Annotated in this window: 14 protein-coding genes; 2 read left to right on the forward strand and 12 right to left on the reverse strand. The window is 47.0% G+C overall.

What is annotated here, in order from left to right; translation table 11 throughout:
* Nucleotides 1-42 precede the first annotated feature (42 nt).
* Entirely contained in the window at nucleotides 43-1,230 is a 1,188-nt protein-coding gene (locus tag CI959_RS19135) for an immunoglobulin-like domain-containing protein (RefSeq protein WP_095231511.1), read from the forward strand.
* A gap of 325 nt (nucleotides 1,231-1,555) precedes the next feature.
* Nucleotides 1,556-2,482 (forward strand): magnesium transporter CorA family protein, encoded by a 927-nt coding sequence (locus CI959_RS19140; protein ID WP_005862977.1) that lies wholly within the window; start codon nucleotides 1,556-1,558, stop codon nucleotides 2,480-2,482.
* Between the two features lie 93 nt (nucleotides 2,483-2,575).
* Here the strand turns inward: CI959_RS19140 and CI959_RS19145 are convergent, their stop codons facing one another.
* The 12 genes from CI959_RS19145 to ruvX form a co-directional block, all read right to left on the reverse strand.
* On the reverse strand, nucleotides 2,576-4,819 hold the full coding sequence (locus CI959_RS19145; protein ID WP_008772411.1) for a GH92 family glycosyl hydrolase: 2,244 nt from the start codon (nucleotides 4,817-4,819) through the stop codon (nucleotides 2,576-2,578).
* A gap of 40 nt (nucleotides 4,820-4,859) precedes the next feature.
* A complete protein-coding gene (locus tag CI959_RS19150; protein WP_095231512.1) occupies nucleotides 4,860-7,037 on the reverse strand; it encodes a family 20 glycosylhydrolase in 2,178 nt (725 codons plus the stop codon).
* Nucleotides 7,038-7,164: 127 nt separating this feature from the next.
* A complete protein-coding gene (locus CI959_RS19155; protein WP_005857680.1) occupies nucleotides 7,165-7,410 on the reverse strand; it encodes an RNA-binding protein in 246 nt (81 codons plus the stop codon).
* 604 nt (nucleotides 7,411-8,014) lie between these two features.
* Complete coding sequence (gene rplT, locus CI959_RS19165; RefSeq protein ID WP_005857682.1) at nucleotides 8,015-8,359, reverse strand: 50S ribosomal protein L20; 345 nt, start codon at nucleotides 8,357-8,359, stop codon at nucleotides 8,015-8,017.
* Between the two features lie 105 nt (nucleotides 8,360-8,464).
* A complete protein-coding gene (gene rpmI / locus CI959_RS19170; RefSeq protein WP_005857684.1) occupies nucleotides 8,465-8,662 on the reverse strand; it encodes a 50S ribosomal protein L35 in 198 nt (65 codons plus the stop codon).
* Between the two features lie 55 nt (nucleotides 8,663-8,717).
* On the reverse strand, nucleotides 8,718-9,344 hold the full coding sequence (gene infC / locus CI959_RS19175; protein ID WP_005862985.1) for a translation initiation factor IF-3: 627 nt from the start codon (nucleotides 9,342-9,344) through the stop codon (nucleotides 8,718-8,720).
* A gap of 33 nt (nucleotides 9,345-9,377) precedes the next feature.
* Complete coding sequence (thrS, locus tag CI959_RS19180) at nucleotides 9,378-11,333, reverse strand: threonine--tRNA ligase (RefSeq protein ID WP_005857688.1); 1,956 nt, start codon at nucleotides 11,331-11,333, stop codon at nucleotides 9,378-9,380.
* A 90-nt stretch (nucleotides 11,334-11,423) separates the two neighbouring features.
* On the reverse strand, nucleotides 11,424-13,547 hold the full coding sequence (locus CI959_RS19185) for a tetratricopeptide repeat protein (RefSeq protein WP_005857690.1): 2,124 nt from the start codon (nucleotides 13,545-13,547) through the stop codon (nucleotides 11,424-11,426).
* 41 nt (nucleotides 13,548-13,588) lie between these two features.
* The gene (locus CI959_RS19190; protein ID WP_005857691.1) at nucleotides 13,589-13,921 is read right to left on the reverse strand and encodes an acetyl-CoA carboxylase biotin carboxyl carrier protein subunit; all 333 of its coding nucleotides are present in this window, start codon (nucleotides 13,919-13,921) and stop codon (nucleotides 13,589-13,591) included.
* Nucleotides 13,922-13,933: 12 nt separating this feature from the next.
* Nucleotides 13,934-15,481, reverse strand: a complete 1,548-nt coding sequence (locus CI959_RS19195) for an acyl-CoA carboxylase subunit beta (protein ID WP_005857693.1) — start codon at nucleotides 15,479-15,481, stop codon at nucleotides 13,934-13,936.
* A gap of 20 nt (nucleotides 15,482-15,501) precedes the next feature.
* Nucleotides 15,502-16,059, reverse strand: a complete 558-nt coding sequence (def, locus tag CI959_RS19200; RefSeq protein WP_005857695.1) for a peptide deformylase — start codon at nucleotides 16,057-16,059, stop codon at nucleotides 15,502-15,504.
* A 3-nt stretch (nucleotides 16,060-16,062) separates the two neighbouring features.
* On the reverse strand, nucleotides 16,063-16,485 hold the full coding sequence (ruvX, locus tag CI959_RS19205; RefSeq protein WP_008772415.1) for a Holliday junction resolvase RuvX: 423 nt from the start codon (nucleotides 16,483-16,485) through the stop codon (nucleotides 16,063-16,065).
* Between the last annotated feature and the right edge of the window lie 62 nt (nucleotides 16,486-16,547).

The raw sequence follows: 16,547 nt of genomic DNA on the forward strand, positions 1-16,547 counted from the left end.
GAAAAAGATTCTTTATATTTAGGAATTAAAACCTGTCGAATCATGAAAGCGTATTTTATCGGATTAGTTATCATGGGCGGCTGCCTATTATACGGCTGCCATACCAAACAAAAGAAAGGGGAAAACAGTAGCGACTACTCAGCCGACTCCCAATCCATAGCACGGCAAGATACCCTACCGTTACCGACTGATACCCATGCCGCATCTTCAGTTTCCACGGAAGGATGGACCGCCAAGCAGATACGGGACAGCATAGAATTGTTCTTCGGCAAGGAATACGATACCCTTCCCCCGCATCTCCGGAAGATCCGCAGAAACATGGCCTCCCTCTGGAACACGGACGACTCCGTCTTCCTACAGCTTATCATAGCGGAGAAGGAGTATGTGGAGGCTTTCAAGACTTACGTATTCAATTCACCCCTCATCCGGATCGGCGGAGGCCCTTACGACCGGCCACCCGAGGAAGCTATCAGCATGGACACCACCCACTTCTCCATGCGAGTAAGACCGAACGTCTACCCAACCAACATCGAGCGGATCGAGATCGCTATCACCAACCATACCGACCTGGAAGGGATGGGAGGCGAAGAGTATTTCATCGAGCGTTTCGACGGGAGGGCATGGAAAGGAATCCCGCAACCCACCGCCTTCGTCGCTCTCGGCTATCCGATCTTTCCAAACGAGACAAGAGACGATTTCTCGGCCACCTTGATGCCTGAGCTCAAGGAAAATCCACCGGGATTGTACCGGGTGCATAAGACCGTCATCACCGGACAGGGCGCCGGCCTCGTCCATTATCCTTTGGCCGCCACGTTCTACCTATCCGATAACCCGGAAGATTATGAGGAATACACACGCTTCGCCAGCCAGCTCCACGAGCCTCGCCCCATGGCCGAGTTCAAGGGAGGAAGAGAAGCCATGATCCGTTTCTTCGAACAGAACCTGCGTTATCCCGAATCTTATAAAGGTACGAGCACGAAGGTACGACTCTTCTACTCCTTCACGATCGATTCCTTAGGAATGTTACAGAATCCCGTAAGCCTACCCGAGAATATACTGTATCCTCGCGATACGGGGAAAACCTATGATGAGTTCCGCGATGAAGCCTTACGGGTACTCCGGTTGATGCCCGCATGGGAACCCGCCGTAAGCCGTATCCATGGTCCGGTCAGCATAGATACCGGGCTCTTCTTCTACTTCAACGAAGAGGGGAAATGCGGGATTGAATAGATGGCCAGTACTGCCTAAGAAGTATTGGAGTACTTCTTAGGCAGTACTCGGGTACTTCCATGAAAGTACTCCAGTACTATTACCAGAAGTATCGCAATACTCTCAGAGAAGTAAGCCTATGCTAACGTAAACTGGCAACAATATTGCTGTCAGCATACAGCGACATAACTTTACTTACGTAAAAAAGTATTATCTTTGCACCCGTAAAAAGTAATTTTCAAATTATGGACGACAGTATCCCGCTAGAAACAGAACAGAGTATGAACTAACGAGGCGGAGGGTTTCATTGATCCTCTGCTCGGATTAAACACGAAAGGAGGCAATAATGAGACAATTTCTTTATTGTGAGGCCGGTTATGTGGAGAAGAACCAATGGCTTCCTAACAGTTGGGTAAACGTAGAGTGCCCGACTCCCGAAGATCTTCAATTCTTGATGGATCGATTTAACGTACCCGAATCATTCTTGAGCGATATAGCCGATACGGACGAGCGTCCCCGTATCGAGTACGAGGGGAATTGGTTGCTTACCATCTTACGTATCCCGTTGCAAAACCAAGATCATGACATCCCGTTCAATACGGTGCCGATCGGTATCATCACGAACAATGAGATCATCGTAAGCGTATGTTACCATAAGACGGACTTGATCCCCGATTTCATCCGCTATACCCAACGGAAGGAACTCCAGATTAAAAACAAGTATGAGTTGATCCTCCGGCTGATCCACTCATCGGCCGTATGGTTCCTTAAATACCTGAAACAAATCAATTACGCCGTCACCGAGGCGGAAAAGGCGTTGGAGAAAAGCATCCGCAACGAGGATCTGCTAGCGTTGATGAAGCTGGAGAAGAGCATGGTATTCTTCAACACCTCCATCCGCGGGAATGAGGTGATGCTGGCCAAGCTCCAGAATATTTTCCAAGAGCCGGAATATATCGACAAGGATTTGGTGGAGGACGTGGAGATCGAGTTGAAGCAGGCCCATAACACGGTAAATATCTATAGCGATATTCTTACGGGTACGATGGACGCTTTCGCCTCTATCATCTCCAACAACGTGAACACGATCATGAAACGTATGACATCACTTTCCATTATCTTAATGGTTCCGACATTAATCGCTAGCTTCTACGGGATGAACGTCCCGATCTACATGGAGGATATGCCGCATGGTTTCGTGGTTATCATCTTGCTCTCGATCTTGCTATCCGCTACGGCCTTTTTTATATTCAGGAAGATCAAATGGTTTTAGGATATCAAAAAATAAACCGGACGCAGATCACCCGTGCTTGTCGGTGTCATCTGCGTCCGGTAAATATCAAATTCGGTATATCTTTATCTTGGCTTACTTATGCGTATCCTCGAGGATATAACGCAAGGTTCCGGCATTTACCAAGTCCTCTTGCGAGATGGTGTAGCCCTTTAGCTTTTTATCGCCGGCGAAAACGTCCTTGATGTAGATCGCTTCTGGATTACTATGCTTAGACTCGATTACCAATTCGCCTTTAGGATAGAATTTCTTGTCGAGCTGGATCGTAACCTTATCGAAAGTCGGGGAAGTCAATACATAGTTCACGTCGCCCGGACAAGCCGGATAGAAGCCCATCATGGAGAAAATAGCCCAAGCGGACATCGTGCCTGTATCCTCGTTACCCGGGACACCGTTCGGGGCATTATGATAGCAATCCTTCAACAACTGACGGACCAACTTCTGAGTACGCCAAGCCTCTCCCTTGAAATAGCTAAACAAATAAGGATAAGCGATATCCGGCTCGTTGGCGGGATCATAATTGCCGTCATCGAATACCTTCTGCAAATGATCGACAAATTTCTTATCGCCTCCCATCAATTTGGCCAGTCCCTTGATATCGTGAGGAACATAAAACGTATAATTCCATGCGTTGCCTTCATGGAAACCGGGACTAGGCTCGAAGTTCTCGCCTTGTTTCGGATCGAACGGAGAGTAGAAAGTGCCGTCCGGCAAGATAGGACGCAGTGTTCCAAACTCCTTGCTATAATAATGTTTGTAACCTAAAGAACGATCACGGAATAACTTGGCATCCTCTTTCTTACCCAAGGCTTGAGCGAAATTAGCCAAGTTCCAGTCGGCGATATAATATTCCAGCGCATGAGATACGGAGTTATCGTATTGCTCACGCAAAGGAACATAGCCCTTGCTGAAATAATCGTTCGCGTCCGGACGAAGCAGGTTGAACTCTCCCGGGGTAGTAGCGCCTTTACGCATCGCCTCATAAGCGGTTTGCTCATCAAAGTCACGCAAGCCGCGCATCCATGCGTCTACGATATACGGGATCGAGGGATCGCCCTCCATCGTAAAGGTCTCACGTCCGTAAAGCTCCCATTTCGGTAACCAACCGTTTTCCCGGTACATATCCAGCATCGTACGGATAATATCCAATTGGCGCTCCGGATAGAGCAAGGTCATCAGGGTACTTACGTTGCGGTACGTATCCCACAGGGAGAAGACCGTATAACGGTTTCCGGTGGTATGGCCTACTTTCAGGCTCTCCATCATCGGGTACTCGCCGTTCACGTCTTGCAGGATATTCGGATGGATCAGCAAATGATACATACCGGTATAGAATATCGTTTTCTCGTCTTTCGTACCTCCTTCCACTTGTACCTTGGAAAGATCCTTGTTCCACATCGTGCTAGCCGCCGTACGGACCTTGTCGAAATCGAAGCCGGGCTGCTCCGTATTCATGTTCAGGCGGGCGTTCTCGATGCTCACGTACGAGATACCCATCTTCACCTCGATAGCCTCGCCCTCGTCCGTATCGTAATCGAACCATACGCCGACATCGTCTCCGCTCATCTCACGGGTATAACTGGTATATAACTTATACTTGCCGGAGTAGATATCCCATTCGGCCTCTACCCCCTTCATCTCACGTTGTTTCTTCCAATAACCCATCTTCTTCGGGGCCTTGTTTACCTTCATCACGAAGTAAACCGGGAATACGGCCTGTGGATTATAGCAGAACGTACCTAAAAGCTTACTCCCCTCGATCTCCGTATCATTCACGATACGTACCGTAGCACCGGTCTCGTTCGTCAAGCCCTCGCCTAGGTTCAAGAGGATATGGCTCTCCCCTTTCGGGAAGGTAAAACGGCTCAAGCCCGTACGCATGCTGGCAGTAGCCTCCGCCTTGATATTATACTTGGTCAAGGTATTGCTATAATAACCGGGGTGAGCCACCTCGTCCTTGTACTCACTGCCGTAAGCCTTATAGTCCACGTTCAACTCGCCCGTCGTCGGCATCAATAGCAAACCTCCCAGCTCCGGGCATCCCACGCCGCTCAAGCTACCGTGGGCGAATCCCGTAAAGAATTTATTGTCTGCCGAGTAAGGAGTAGACCACCATTGACTATCCTTGTCAAAACGATTCTTCTCCGACCCCATGACGTTGAAAGGAACCACGCTCATCATACCCTGCGGACAAACCGCGCCGGGATTCGTCGTACCGTAATTGCTCGTACCGATGAAGGGGTTCACATAATCTACCGGTTGCTGTGCCGTAGCGAACAGGCTACCACACAACAGGAAGGTCATTAGCTGTTTCTTCATTTGATAAATGTATTTTAGTTGATAATTAATTGATTCATACTTACCAGATCACGATCTCATCCGTGAAGATGAAACCCTTATTCGCCTCTTTTGCCTTGATACGGATATAACGGGCTTTCCAATCGCCGTTAAACGTATACTCCTGAAAAGACAGGTCTTTATCCGTATTGGATATCGTAGTAGGGATAACTCCCTGCGAGATATAGCTCTCCCCGTCTTCCGATGTCAGCAACTCCACCTCTCCCGGTTGGTACACGCCCGGGCCGATCAATTGCATAAAGCGGGACGATACCTTATGGATATCCGTCACCTCGCCCATGTCCACCACGCAATCCAAATCATTCAAATAACCCTGCCAACGGCCGTCCAGATAAGTCAAGCCTCCCCTGTAGCCATCCAGCAAGGCGTTCATGCCACCCGCCATATAACCGCTATACAACTTACTATTATAATGTATAGGCTTATTGATACCCTGATGATAATCCACCTTCTTCTCGGTAGGCGTTCCTTGAAGCTGCCCGTCACGGAAGATAGCGGCCTTGATATCAGCGGAGTCTTTCACCACGATCGGACCGTCATAGACCCGGGAAGAGGCAGTGGGAATAGAACCGTCTGTCGTGTAACGTATCTCCGCCGGATATTTCTCCGCATCCAACATGACCTTGATCTCTCGCCGCAAGGTATCTACCTCCATCGTGGTCTCGATCTCGTCCGAGAGCGTGAACGTATGGATACCCATCCGTTGCAGAACCGGGATATTCGCGTTCATACGAGGCTTAAAATCCTCCCAACTACGATCCTCTTGCGGAGTCCATCCAATCTCGGCGACCGCCAAGGTACGAGGGAACATCATATACTCCAGATGCTTCTCATCCTTGATATACTCCGTCCATGTATTCGCCTGTACCCCTAGGATATGCTTACTTTCCTCGGCAGTCAACGAATCCATAGGCACCGGATTATAACTGTACGCCCGCTTGATCGGCGTATAACCGCCGATGGCATACGGCTGTGTCTTCGGATCGGCTTGATAGAAATCGAAATACATATAACCACCCGGTGTCATAACCACGTCGTGTCCCATGCGGGCGGACTTGATTCCCCCTTCCTCGCCCCGCCATGACATGACGGTAGCCTCCGGAGCCAAGCCCCCTTCCAGAATCTCATCCCAACCGATCAATTTGCGGCCTTTGGAAATCAGGAATTCCTCGGCACGATGAATCATATAGCTCTGCAACTCATCCACGTCCTTCATCCCGTTCCGGCGCATCAAACCTTGACATTTCGGGCAGGTCTTCCAAGCTCCCTTCCCGGCCTCGTCTCCCCCGATATGGATATATTCGGAAGGGAACAACTCGATCACCTCGGACAATACATCCTCCATGAACGTAAACGATTTCTCGTTGCCGATGCAGAAATCACCCGTCGTATAAGGTTTGCCGGCACAACTCAACTCCGGGTACGCCACGAACACCTCGTCCGAATGCCCCGGGAATTCGATTTCCGGTATTATATTAATATGCCGGGCCGTAGCGTAATCCACGATCTCACGGATATCTTCTTTCGTAAAATAACCGCCATATGCCCCCGGAGTTCCTTCCGGCAGATACTTGCGATCCTTTCCATCCCACCATTTCTGCCAATCAGATTCCGTACGGAAAGCCACGTCCGTAGTCAGTTTCGGATATTTATCCATCTGGATACGCCAACCACCAGCATCCGTCAAATGCATATGAAGCGTATTCAATTTATAATAAGACATGACGTTCAATAACTTCATCACCTCCTCTTTCGGGAAGAAATGACGGGAGACATCCAGATGCAAGCCACGATACGGGAAACGGGGATTATCTTGGATCGATACGCAAGGAATCCCTTTCGACGTATACAGCTGGCGCAACGTTTGTTCCCCGTAAAACAATCCGGATTTAGAGGCGGCTCTCAACTCAATCCCCTTCTCGGTCACGTCCAACGCATATCCTTCCGGATTCCCGCCATTAAAAGACTCATCGACCACGTAACGGATCGTACCCGATTGATCATTCCCGAATATGAGATTACTATCTACTTTGAAATAACCGCCAGTCACCTCGATATGGGCCGGCTTAGGGATTAAATTCACCTGCGGAACCTCCTTGGGAGCACAGGAAAAAAGTAGTGAGGAACAAGCGAGAGCAAGTCCGGTTACTTTCATGCAAGACCGTTTTGGCAACGTCATAATACTTATTTTTTAGTTGTGTTATTCTTGGTGCGTAAATATACAACAATAATAGACAATATCAAAAAAGCGGAAAGACTATCGTCTCCCCGCTTCAGAGTTATTTTAAGATGTATATCTTCTAAAATTAACGTCTAGGAATTGCTTCTTTTACAACCATCTGACGACCTTCGTACTCAGCTTGGTTTAATTCCTCGATAGCTTTTTGAGCCTCATCAACGTTAGGCATTTCAGCGAAAGCGAAACCCTTAGAACGTCTAGTATCACGATCAACAATTAACTTTACTGAATCAACAATACCATACTCTTCTAATACTTGTTGCAAATCAGATTCTCTTACTCGATAACTCAAGTTTCCAATGTAAATATTCATACGAAAAAAATTAAAAATAAATTAATAATAAAACAAGTGATGTTAGTGAAGATCGATTTCTAGAAGAATATATTATCATTACTGAGAATAGAAACTCGAAGATAAAGAGCAAGACAAACTATCTTTTGTTTGTTGCTACAAAGGAAAGCATTCTTTTTGGATTACCAACTATAAAACCTAATTTATTTTCAAAATAATTCACTTTATCTTCAGAAGACTACTTATATGAGCTAACGAGACTATCTGCGTGAACCGCATAAAAAAGAAGAGAATCTAATTAAAGATCCTCTTCCCTATTTGAAAAAGCCGCACTGTAGATGTGAACAAACTCCGTATGACAGGATTTGAGTGCTTTGCCACCTTTGTAATCCGCCGTGCTAAGCATACCCCGAAGGGCGCGGCCCGCCATTGGCGACAAGAGCTATGTCTCGGAATTAAAATAAACTGATGAGTTTCCCAATCGAACAAGTGCGGCTTAACTCATTCCCTGTTTATCTTTTTCTTGTTACAAAGATATGTAATCGTATCGACATAACCAAACAAAAACAACAAAAAAAGAGCCTCCTTTTCGGGGAGGCTCTTTATTAACTATATAGCAAAAATCTTATTTTACTTTAGCTACGATAGCCTTGAATGCTTCCGGATGGTTAACGGCCAAGTCTGCCAAAACCTTACGGTTGATCTCGATACCGGCAGCGTGCAAAGCACCCATTAGGCGAGAGTAAGACAAACCTTCCATACGAGCGGCAGCGTTGATACGCTGAATCCACAAAGCACGGAAATTACGTTTCTTGTTACGACGGTCGCGGAAAGCATAAGTCAAACCTTTTTCCCATGTATTCTTCGCTACGGTCCAAACGTTCTTACGTGCACCATAATAACCACGGGTTAGTTTTAAAATCCGTTTTCTTTTTGCTCTTGAAGCAACATGATTTACTGATCTAGGCATAATTCTAATCTGTTTTGAATGTTAGCGTCATCTCTTAGGATGAACTTGATTGCTAATGCATTCGGTTAATAAAAATCGTTATAAAACTCGCTTAATGAATAAAGATTACTTCATGCAAAGCATCTGCTTTACGTTGCTTACGTCAACACTAGCTACCAAACCCGTGTGAGTAAGATTTCTCTTTTGCTTCTTAGTCTTCTTTGTTAAGATATGACTCTTAAAAGCGTGTTTTCTTTTGATCTTTCCTGATCCGGTAAGGGCGAACCTCTTTTTGGCACCGGAATTAGTCTTCATCTTAGGCATTTTCCAATTATATTTTAATTATTAAACTTAACCTCCCTTCTATCAGGGACGGATTTTATTCTTCTGTTTTCTTATCACCCTCGCTTTTAGGCTTAGGTGTCGTGATCACTTTCTTTACAACTTTCGGAGCTGCGACCGTAGCCGGGGCTGAACCAGTGCCCGCTTTCTTCGGAGTAAGCATGATAATCATACGTTTTCCCTCCAATACCGGCAACTGCTCTACTTTTCCATAATCCTCCAAATCGTTGGCAAAACGAAGCAGCAGGACTTCTCCCTGTTCCTTGAAAAGGATAGAACGGCCTTTAAAGAACACGTAGGCTTTGACCTTCGAACCTTCCTCCAAAAATCCCTTAGCGTGCTTCAATTTAAAATTGTAATCATGATCATCTGTCTGAGGCCCGAAACGAATCTCCTTCACGACCACTTTCACAGATTTCGCTTTTTGCTCTTTCTGACGCTTTTTTTGCTGATAGAGGAATTTCTGGTAGTCGATTACTCTACAAACGGGGGGCGCAGCATTTGGTGAAATCTCGACTAGATCCATCCCCTGCTCTTCCGCTATTTTCAGCGCTTGAGCGATCGGATAAACACCCGTCTCAATATTGTCACCTACTAAACGAACTTCACGAACACGAATACGTTCGTTGATTCTATACTGTTCTTTCAGATTGTCATTCTTCATTCAAAAAGATTTATTCTCCTCGTTATTAGTTATTTAATCATTACTTTTTTGCCAGCGATTCATCATTTCCTCTACCTCGCCATTCAAAAGCGCTGCAAAGGTAGCAATTTTCATCGAACCTTTATCACCTTCGCCCTGTTTTCTTACAGAAACTTCACCATTTTCTGCTTCTTTTTCTCCAACGATGAGCATATAAGGGATTCTTTTCAATTCATTGTCACGAATTTTACGACCGATCTTCTCATTTCGGTCATCTACGATAGCACGGATTTCCTGATTACCTAACTCACGTGCGATTTGCCAAGCGTAATCATTAAACTTCTCGCTGATCGGCATGATACATACCTGCTCCGGAGTCAACCACAACGGGAACTTTCCGGCGGTGTGCTCGATCAATACGGCAACGAACCGTTCCATGGAACCGAACGGCGCACGGTGGATCATAACCGGACGGTGCTTCTGGTTGTCGGCACCCGTATATTCCAATTGGAAACGTTCCGGTAAGTTATAGTCTACCTGAATCGTACCTAACTGCCAACGGCGGCCGATAGCGTCTTTCACCATGAAGTCGAGTTTCGGACCGTAGAAAGCGGCCTCTCCATATTCGATCTTAGCTTTCAAGCCTTTTTCCTCACAAGCCTCTACAATCGCTTGCTCAGCCTTCTCCCAATTCTCGTCGCTACCGATATATTTCTCACGGTTCACCTTGTCACGCAAGGAGATCTGAGCCTCGAAGTTCTCGAAATTCATCGTCTTGAATACGATCGAGATGATGTCCATTACGTTCAAGAATTCCTGCTTTACTTGATCGGGGCGGCAGAAAATATGAGCATCATCCTGTGTAAAGCTACGTACACGGGTCAATCCGTGCAACTCTCCGCTCTGCTCATACCGGCAAACCGTACCGAACTCAGCGAGACGCAACGGCAGGTCCTTATACGAACGAGGAGAGTTTTTATAGATCATACAGTGATGAGGACAGTTCATCGGTTTCAAGAAGTATTCCTCACCCTCCTCAGGTGTATGGATCGGTTGGAAAGAATCCTTTCCGTATTTAGCGTAGTGGCCGGAGGTAATATACAATAATTTATTACCGATCGGCGGACACATTACCTCTTGATAATTATAACGAGCTTGGATACGACGCAAGAACTCTTGCAGACGCAAACGCAAGGCGGTACCTTTCGGCAACCACATCGGTAAGCCCTTACCTACCGTATCGGAGAACATGAACAAGTCCATTTCCTTACCGATCTTACGGTGGTCACGTTTCTTGGCCTCCTCCAACAATGTCAGATACTCATCCAACATCTTCTTTTTCGGGAAAGTGATACCATACAAACGAACCAATTGCTTGCGTTTCTCATCGCCACGCCAATAAGCGCCGGCTACGCTCAATATCTTGACAGCTTTCAGATAAGAGGTATTCGGTAAGTGCGGCCCTCTACACAAGTCCGTAAAAGAACCCTGTGTATAGGTAGTGATCGTACCGTCTTCCAACTCACTGATAAGCTCTGTTTTATACTCTTCACCTCTATCGCCGAACATCTTCATGGCATCCGCCTTGGTAATGTCCTGACGTTTGATCTCTTCTTTCTTGGCTACCAGCTCAAGCATCTTAGCCTCGATAGCAGCGAAATCACCCTCTTTGATCACGGCCTCGCCCGGATCCACGTCATAATAGAAACCGTTCTCGATCGCCGGACCTATACCGAATTTAATACCCGGATATAATTCCTGCAAAGCCTCTGCCATAAGGTGAGCGCTGGAATGCCAGAACGCATGTTTACCTTCCTCGTCTTCCCACTTCAAAAGTTTCACCGTAGCGTCGTCGTTGATAGGACGGCTTAAGTCCCAAACCTCCCCATTCACGCTTGCGGCTAGGACTTCCTGTGCCAAACGAGAACTAATGCTTTCCGCTATCTGCATAGCAGTCGTTCCCTTTGCATATTCTCTTACGGAATTGTCCGGAAATGTAATCTTTATCATATTCTATTCTCTAAAATTCTTTATATTCAGCCCACAAAGTTAATATTTCTTTTCTATCAGCGAAACATTTAACTCGAATAATTTGCGTTATCACCGGCTTGTCATTCGCTTGATGATACTATAGGCGTTGTAGATACCCAATTCCCCTGCCTTGCTCAAGTCGGCGATGCCCCGGTTCACGTCACCTTGCGACAGACGGGCTAACCCACGGTTGTAGTAAGCCTCGGCAAATTCAGGGTCCCGCTCGATCGCCTCGTTGTAATCAACGATAGCGGCACGGAAATCACGCTGGGCGCAACGCAGATTCGCACGGTTAAAGTAAGCGTACACAAAACCCGGGTTCAGCTTGATCACCATATCGTAATCCCTCATGATCTGCTCATGCTCATAGGCTCGCTTATTATCCTTCAGCATAGCGCTCCGGAGGTCCACCGAGGTGTTGGCGTTTACCTGCGACTGTGCGGACTTACCAATATTCAAGTTCATTCCCGAGCCACTCAAGTCGTACGTATCCTTGCTAGCCTGCTGGGATTGGGTGTACATCAATTGCTTATAACGTTCCACGGCACGATTGAAATAAGCCATCGTGAACGACGGGTCTTGCTCGATCGCTTCCGAGAAATTCTTGATCGCCTCCGAGAAATCCTGCACCAACATGAAGTCCATCGCACGGCCAAAATAAGCGTTAGCGTTGTTCGGATCACGCTCGATCTCCGCCGAATACTCGTCGATGGAGGCAAAATGCACGGCGATTTGATCCTCAGTCAAAGCGGCCTCCTCGTTCGTGATACGCAATTTACGCTTCAAGACCATCTGGCCATTGTAATCCTCCACCATCTTGTCGTAATAAACAAGTTTCTTTACGGGATCCGCCTTCTCGTAATAGGTCAAGACAAACTGGGGTTCCAGATCCACATGGACATTCCGGTCTTGTACACGCCCACGGACCTCACTTTGGTATTTACTTTTACGCTCCTGCTCCTTATCGTATACCACCAAGCGGTTGAACTTATTGATATTCTTATCGGATTGCTCACGAGTATTCTCCTCCGAATCGTCCGTCTTGGCATCTCCGTTCACCGCTGTATTGGAGCTAGAAGACGATGTCTTCGGGAGCTGTCCGTTCTTGGCCTGCTCCTCCATCTTTATGGCTGCCCAATAATCACGGTCTGCCCCCACGTTATCCCCTAGCTTACGCTTTGCTTCCGAACGGCTCACAAAGCCTGGCAGGAAAGTAGGATATTGCTTCAAGACCACGTCGTAATCCTGCACGGCCCCCCGGTAGTCGCCCGTCTCGAAACGGAGCAACGCACGGTTGTAATAAGCCATATAGTTATCTGGCTCTTGCTGGATAACGACATCGAAGTCTTCGATAGCACGGTTATTATCCCCGACTTGGAACCGAAGCAAACCTCGGTTGAATCGTGCGATCAAGTTCCGGCTATCCATGCTGATCACCTGATCGTAATCGGCCATCGCACCTCTCAAGTCATTCATCTGATAACGAACTAGCCCCCGGTTAATATAATATCCGCTCTCACGGGTATCCAGACGTAGAGCCTCGTTCAAATCGGCCAAAGCGTCCTTGTAATCATCCATTTGATAATGAAGGATCGCACGATTGCCATACGCCGGCGCATAATAAGGATCCATCTCGATCGCCTTATTATAATCGGCCAAGGCTTTCAACGTATCCCCTTTCTCCAGATACATAGCGCCCCGTGTCATATAATTCATGGAATATTTCGGATGGGCGGTCATTAAATCATCGAATGTCTTCTCCGCCCCGTTATAGTCTTTTTTCTGGATAAAAGCCACCGCCATATTCACCAGCATCTGGCGGTCCTCGGGTTTGAACTCAAGTCCTTTCTGGTAATCGTCGATCGCCTCGTCGTATTTCTCCTGGCTTTGACGGGCGATGCCGCGAGCGTAATACGCTTGCGTTAAAAAAGGGTTCCGCTGAAGACATAAAGTACAGTCTTCCTCGGCCCCCTTAAAATCGTCCAGATTTATCTTCGCCACCGCACGGTAAAAATAGGGTTCCGCCAACCAAGGTTTGGATTTGATAACCTGATTGAAGTACTGAATGGAAAGAACATAATCCTCAAAATAAAGGGCGTTCCTGCCAATGGCCAATACACGGTCCGTATTAATCTGCGCAAAAAGCGAAATCGTAAATATCTGTAATATCAAAAAGAGTGTTGCCTTCTTCATCCTATTAAAAATGATTGAGAGGCAAAAATAAGTAAATTATCTTACTTAGACTCTATTTTTACCATTAAATGATTCTTCGTTATCTTATCGCCCTCTTTTACATTGAGCTCGACAACGACTCCCGATATGGGAGCGACCACCCGGTTCTGCATTTTCATCGCCTCATGGATTAGCAGAAGTTGCCCGGCCTCCACAGCCTGTCCTTCCTCTACCATAATCTTGATAATCGTTCCGGGAAGATGAGAAACCACGTCACCAGCCGACGGCTTATGCCACATCGGTCGGCTCTTATACTTCGCTGTCAGCAACGTCTTATATTTACGTGCCGTCACCACAAAGTCTACATATTCTTCTTGCTGGTGTTTCTTTTCCATACTCTCATCAATTTAGAACGGAGGCAAACCGTGCTTCTTGGCCGGTCTGTATTCCTCTTTTAGAATGGAAAGCTTCAGTGCGTGTAGCAATAATGAACGGGTTTCTTTCGGTTCGATCACAGAGTCGATAAATCCCTTGGAAGCCGCCACGTACGGGTTCGCGAATTTCTCGATATATTCTTTCACCTTCTCCTGACGCATAGCGTTCTGATCTTCCGCCTCCATGATCTCCTTGCGGAATATGATGTTAGCTGCGCCTTCCGGACCCATAACAGCGATCTCCGCGCTCGGCCAAGCGAACATGAAGTCAGCGCCCAAGTGACGGGAGTTCATAGCTATATAACCTCCACCGTACGCCTTGCGCAAGATAACCGTGATCTTAGGAACAGTAGCTTCCGAATACGCATACAGAACCTTAGCCCCATGACGAATCACACCCGCATGCTCTTGATCTACGCCCGGCAGATAACCCGGCATATCCTCCAACGTGATGATAGGAATATTGAATGAGTCGCAGAAACGGATGAAACGAGCGGCCTTGTCAGCGCTATCACAATCAAGCACGCCGGCCAAAACCATCGGTTGATTGGCAACGAAACCTACCGTTTCTCCTGCCATACGACCAAAACCGATCACAATATTAGCGGCCCACAACTCTTGAATCTCCAAGAAGTCCGAGTCATCGACGATACATCTGATAACGTCTCGCACATCATACGGTTGTTTCGGGTCCGCCGGAACTACTTGCTCGATATTCAGCATAGCGGACGGTTCTTTCGGCTCAACCACTTTCGCACGCTCCTGATTATTCCAAGGGATGAAGCTAACCAAACGTTTCACCTGATCGAAACATTCTTGCTCGCTCAAGGCATAGAAATGAGCGTTACCTGTAGTCTCCGCATGAACACGTGCGCCACCAAGGTCTTCCATAGAGATATCCTCACCCAGCACGGTCTTGATAACGTTCGGTCCCGTGATAAACATCTTAGAGATGTTCTCAACCACAAACACGAAGTCCGTCAACGCCGGAGAATAAACGGCACCACCGGCACAAGGACCGAGGATCAAGGAAATCTGAGGGATCACGCCCGAGGCGATCGTATTGCGATAGAATATTTCACCATAACCAGCCAAAGCACCAACACCTTCTTGGATACGCGCGCCACCCGAGTCATTGATTCCGATGATCGGACATTTCATCTTCAACGCATGATCCATGATCTTGGTGATCTTACGAGCATGCTGCAAACCTAACGAACCACCGGCAACCGTAAAGTCCTGCGCATAGATGCAAACCGGGGCACCAAAGATCGTACCCGTACCGGTAACCACACCATCACCCGGCAGAACCTTCTTCTCCATACCGAAATCACGGCCATCGTGTTTCACGAACATGTCATACTCATGGAAAGAGTTCTTATCCAACAAAGCCAAGATACGCTCCCGGGCAGTAAGCTTACCCATCGCCACTTGCTTTTCGATAGCAGCCTCACCACCGCCCATCTCGATAACGGCTTTCTTTTCCCTGAGGGCCTCAATGTTTTTACTTAAATCTGTCATATTGATTATTTATAGATTTATTATTTACCAACGGCTTTTGCCCGGTAAGAGCAACGAACCGTCCCTTTAATAATACTATTTAATTTGCCTTTGTTCAATTGACGGCGAATAGCGGAGACATTGTCGATAAAGACATGCCCCGTCAGATGCTCGCACTCATGCTGCACGATACGGGCGGCGAAACCTTCCACCACTTCCTCGTGTTCCTCCCAATTCTCATCCCAATATCTCACACGAACCGTTTTCGAGCGAGACACTTTCTCGTGTATACCCGGCAGGCTCAAGCAGCCTTCCTCCATAGCTATTTCCTCCTCGCTACGTTCCAAAAACTCGGGATTAATCAACGCACGCTTGAAACCCTTGCATTCAGGGAAGTCATCTCCCATCACATCACCGTCTATAACCACCAAACGGATAGACAAGCCCACCTGAGGAGCGGCAAGCCCTACCCCATCAGCATTATACATCGTTTCAAACATATTGGCAACCAACTGTTTCAAGTCGGGATAATCTTTAGGTACATCCTCAGCCTCTTTTCTTAGTACGGGCTGACCATATAAAAATACGGGTAAAATCATAAGTTATAACTGATATTTTTTACTTTCTAAATAAGCTTGCAAAATAATAACGGCGCTAATCTCATCAACCAATCCTTTATCTTGCCGTTTCTTTTTCTTTAAACCGCCTTCCAACATGGCCTTATGAGCTAAGACCGACGTGAACCGCTCGTCGTAATAAGTTACCGGGATACTTGGTATCGTCCTTTTCAGATGGGTCACGAACGCCTCCACATACTTCATGTTCTCAGAAGGCTCATTGTTCATTTGCTTCGGAAGCCCGACCACAAATAAATCCACCGGTTCCCGTGATATGTAATCCGACAGGTATTTCACAACCTCTCCACTTGGGACTGTCGCCACGCCGTTAGCGATCATTTGTAAAATATCCGTAGCGGCTATCCCTGTACGTTTCCGGCCGTAATCTATTGCAATTATTCTTCCCATCGAGCGCGAATATAGCATAAATATAAATACAGATTACACAAATCCGCAAAAAGTGTGCAACA

Source organism: Parabacteroides sp. AT13, assembly GCF_002272965.1.
Classification (GTDB): domain Bacteria; phylum Bacteroidota; class Bacteroidia; order Bacteroidales; family Tannerellaceae; genus Parabacteroides; species Parabacteroides distasonis.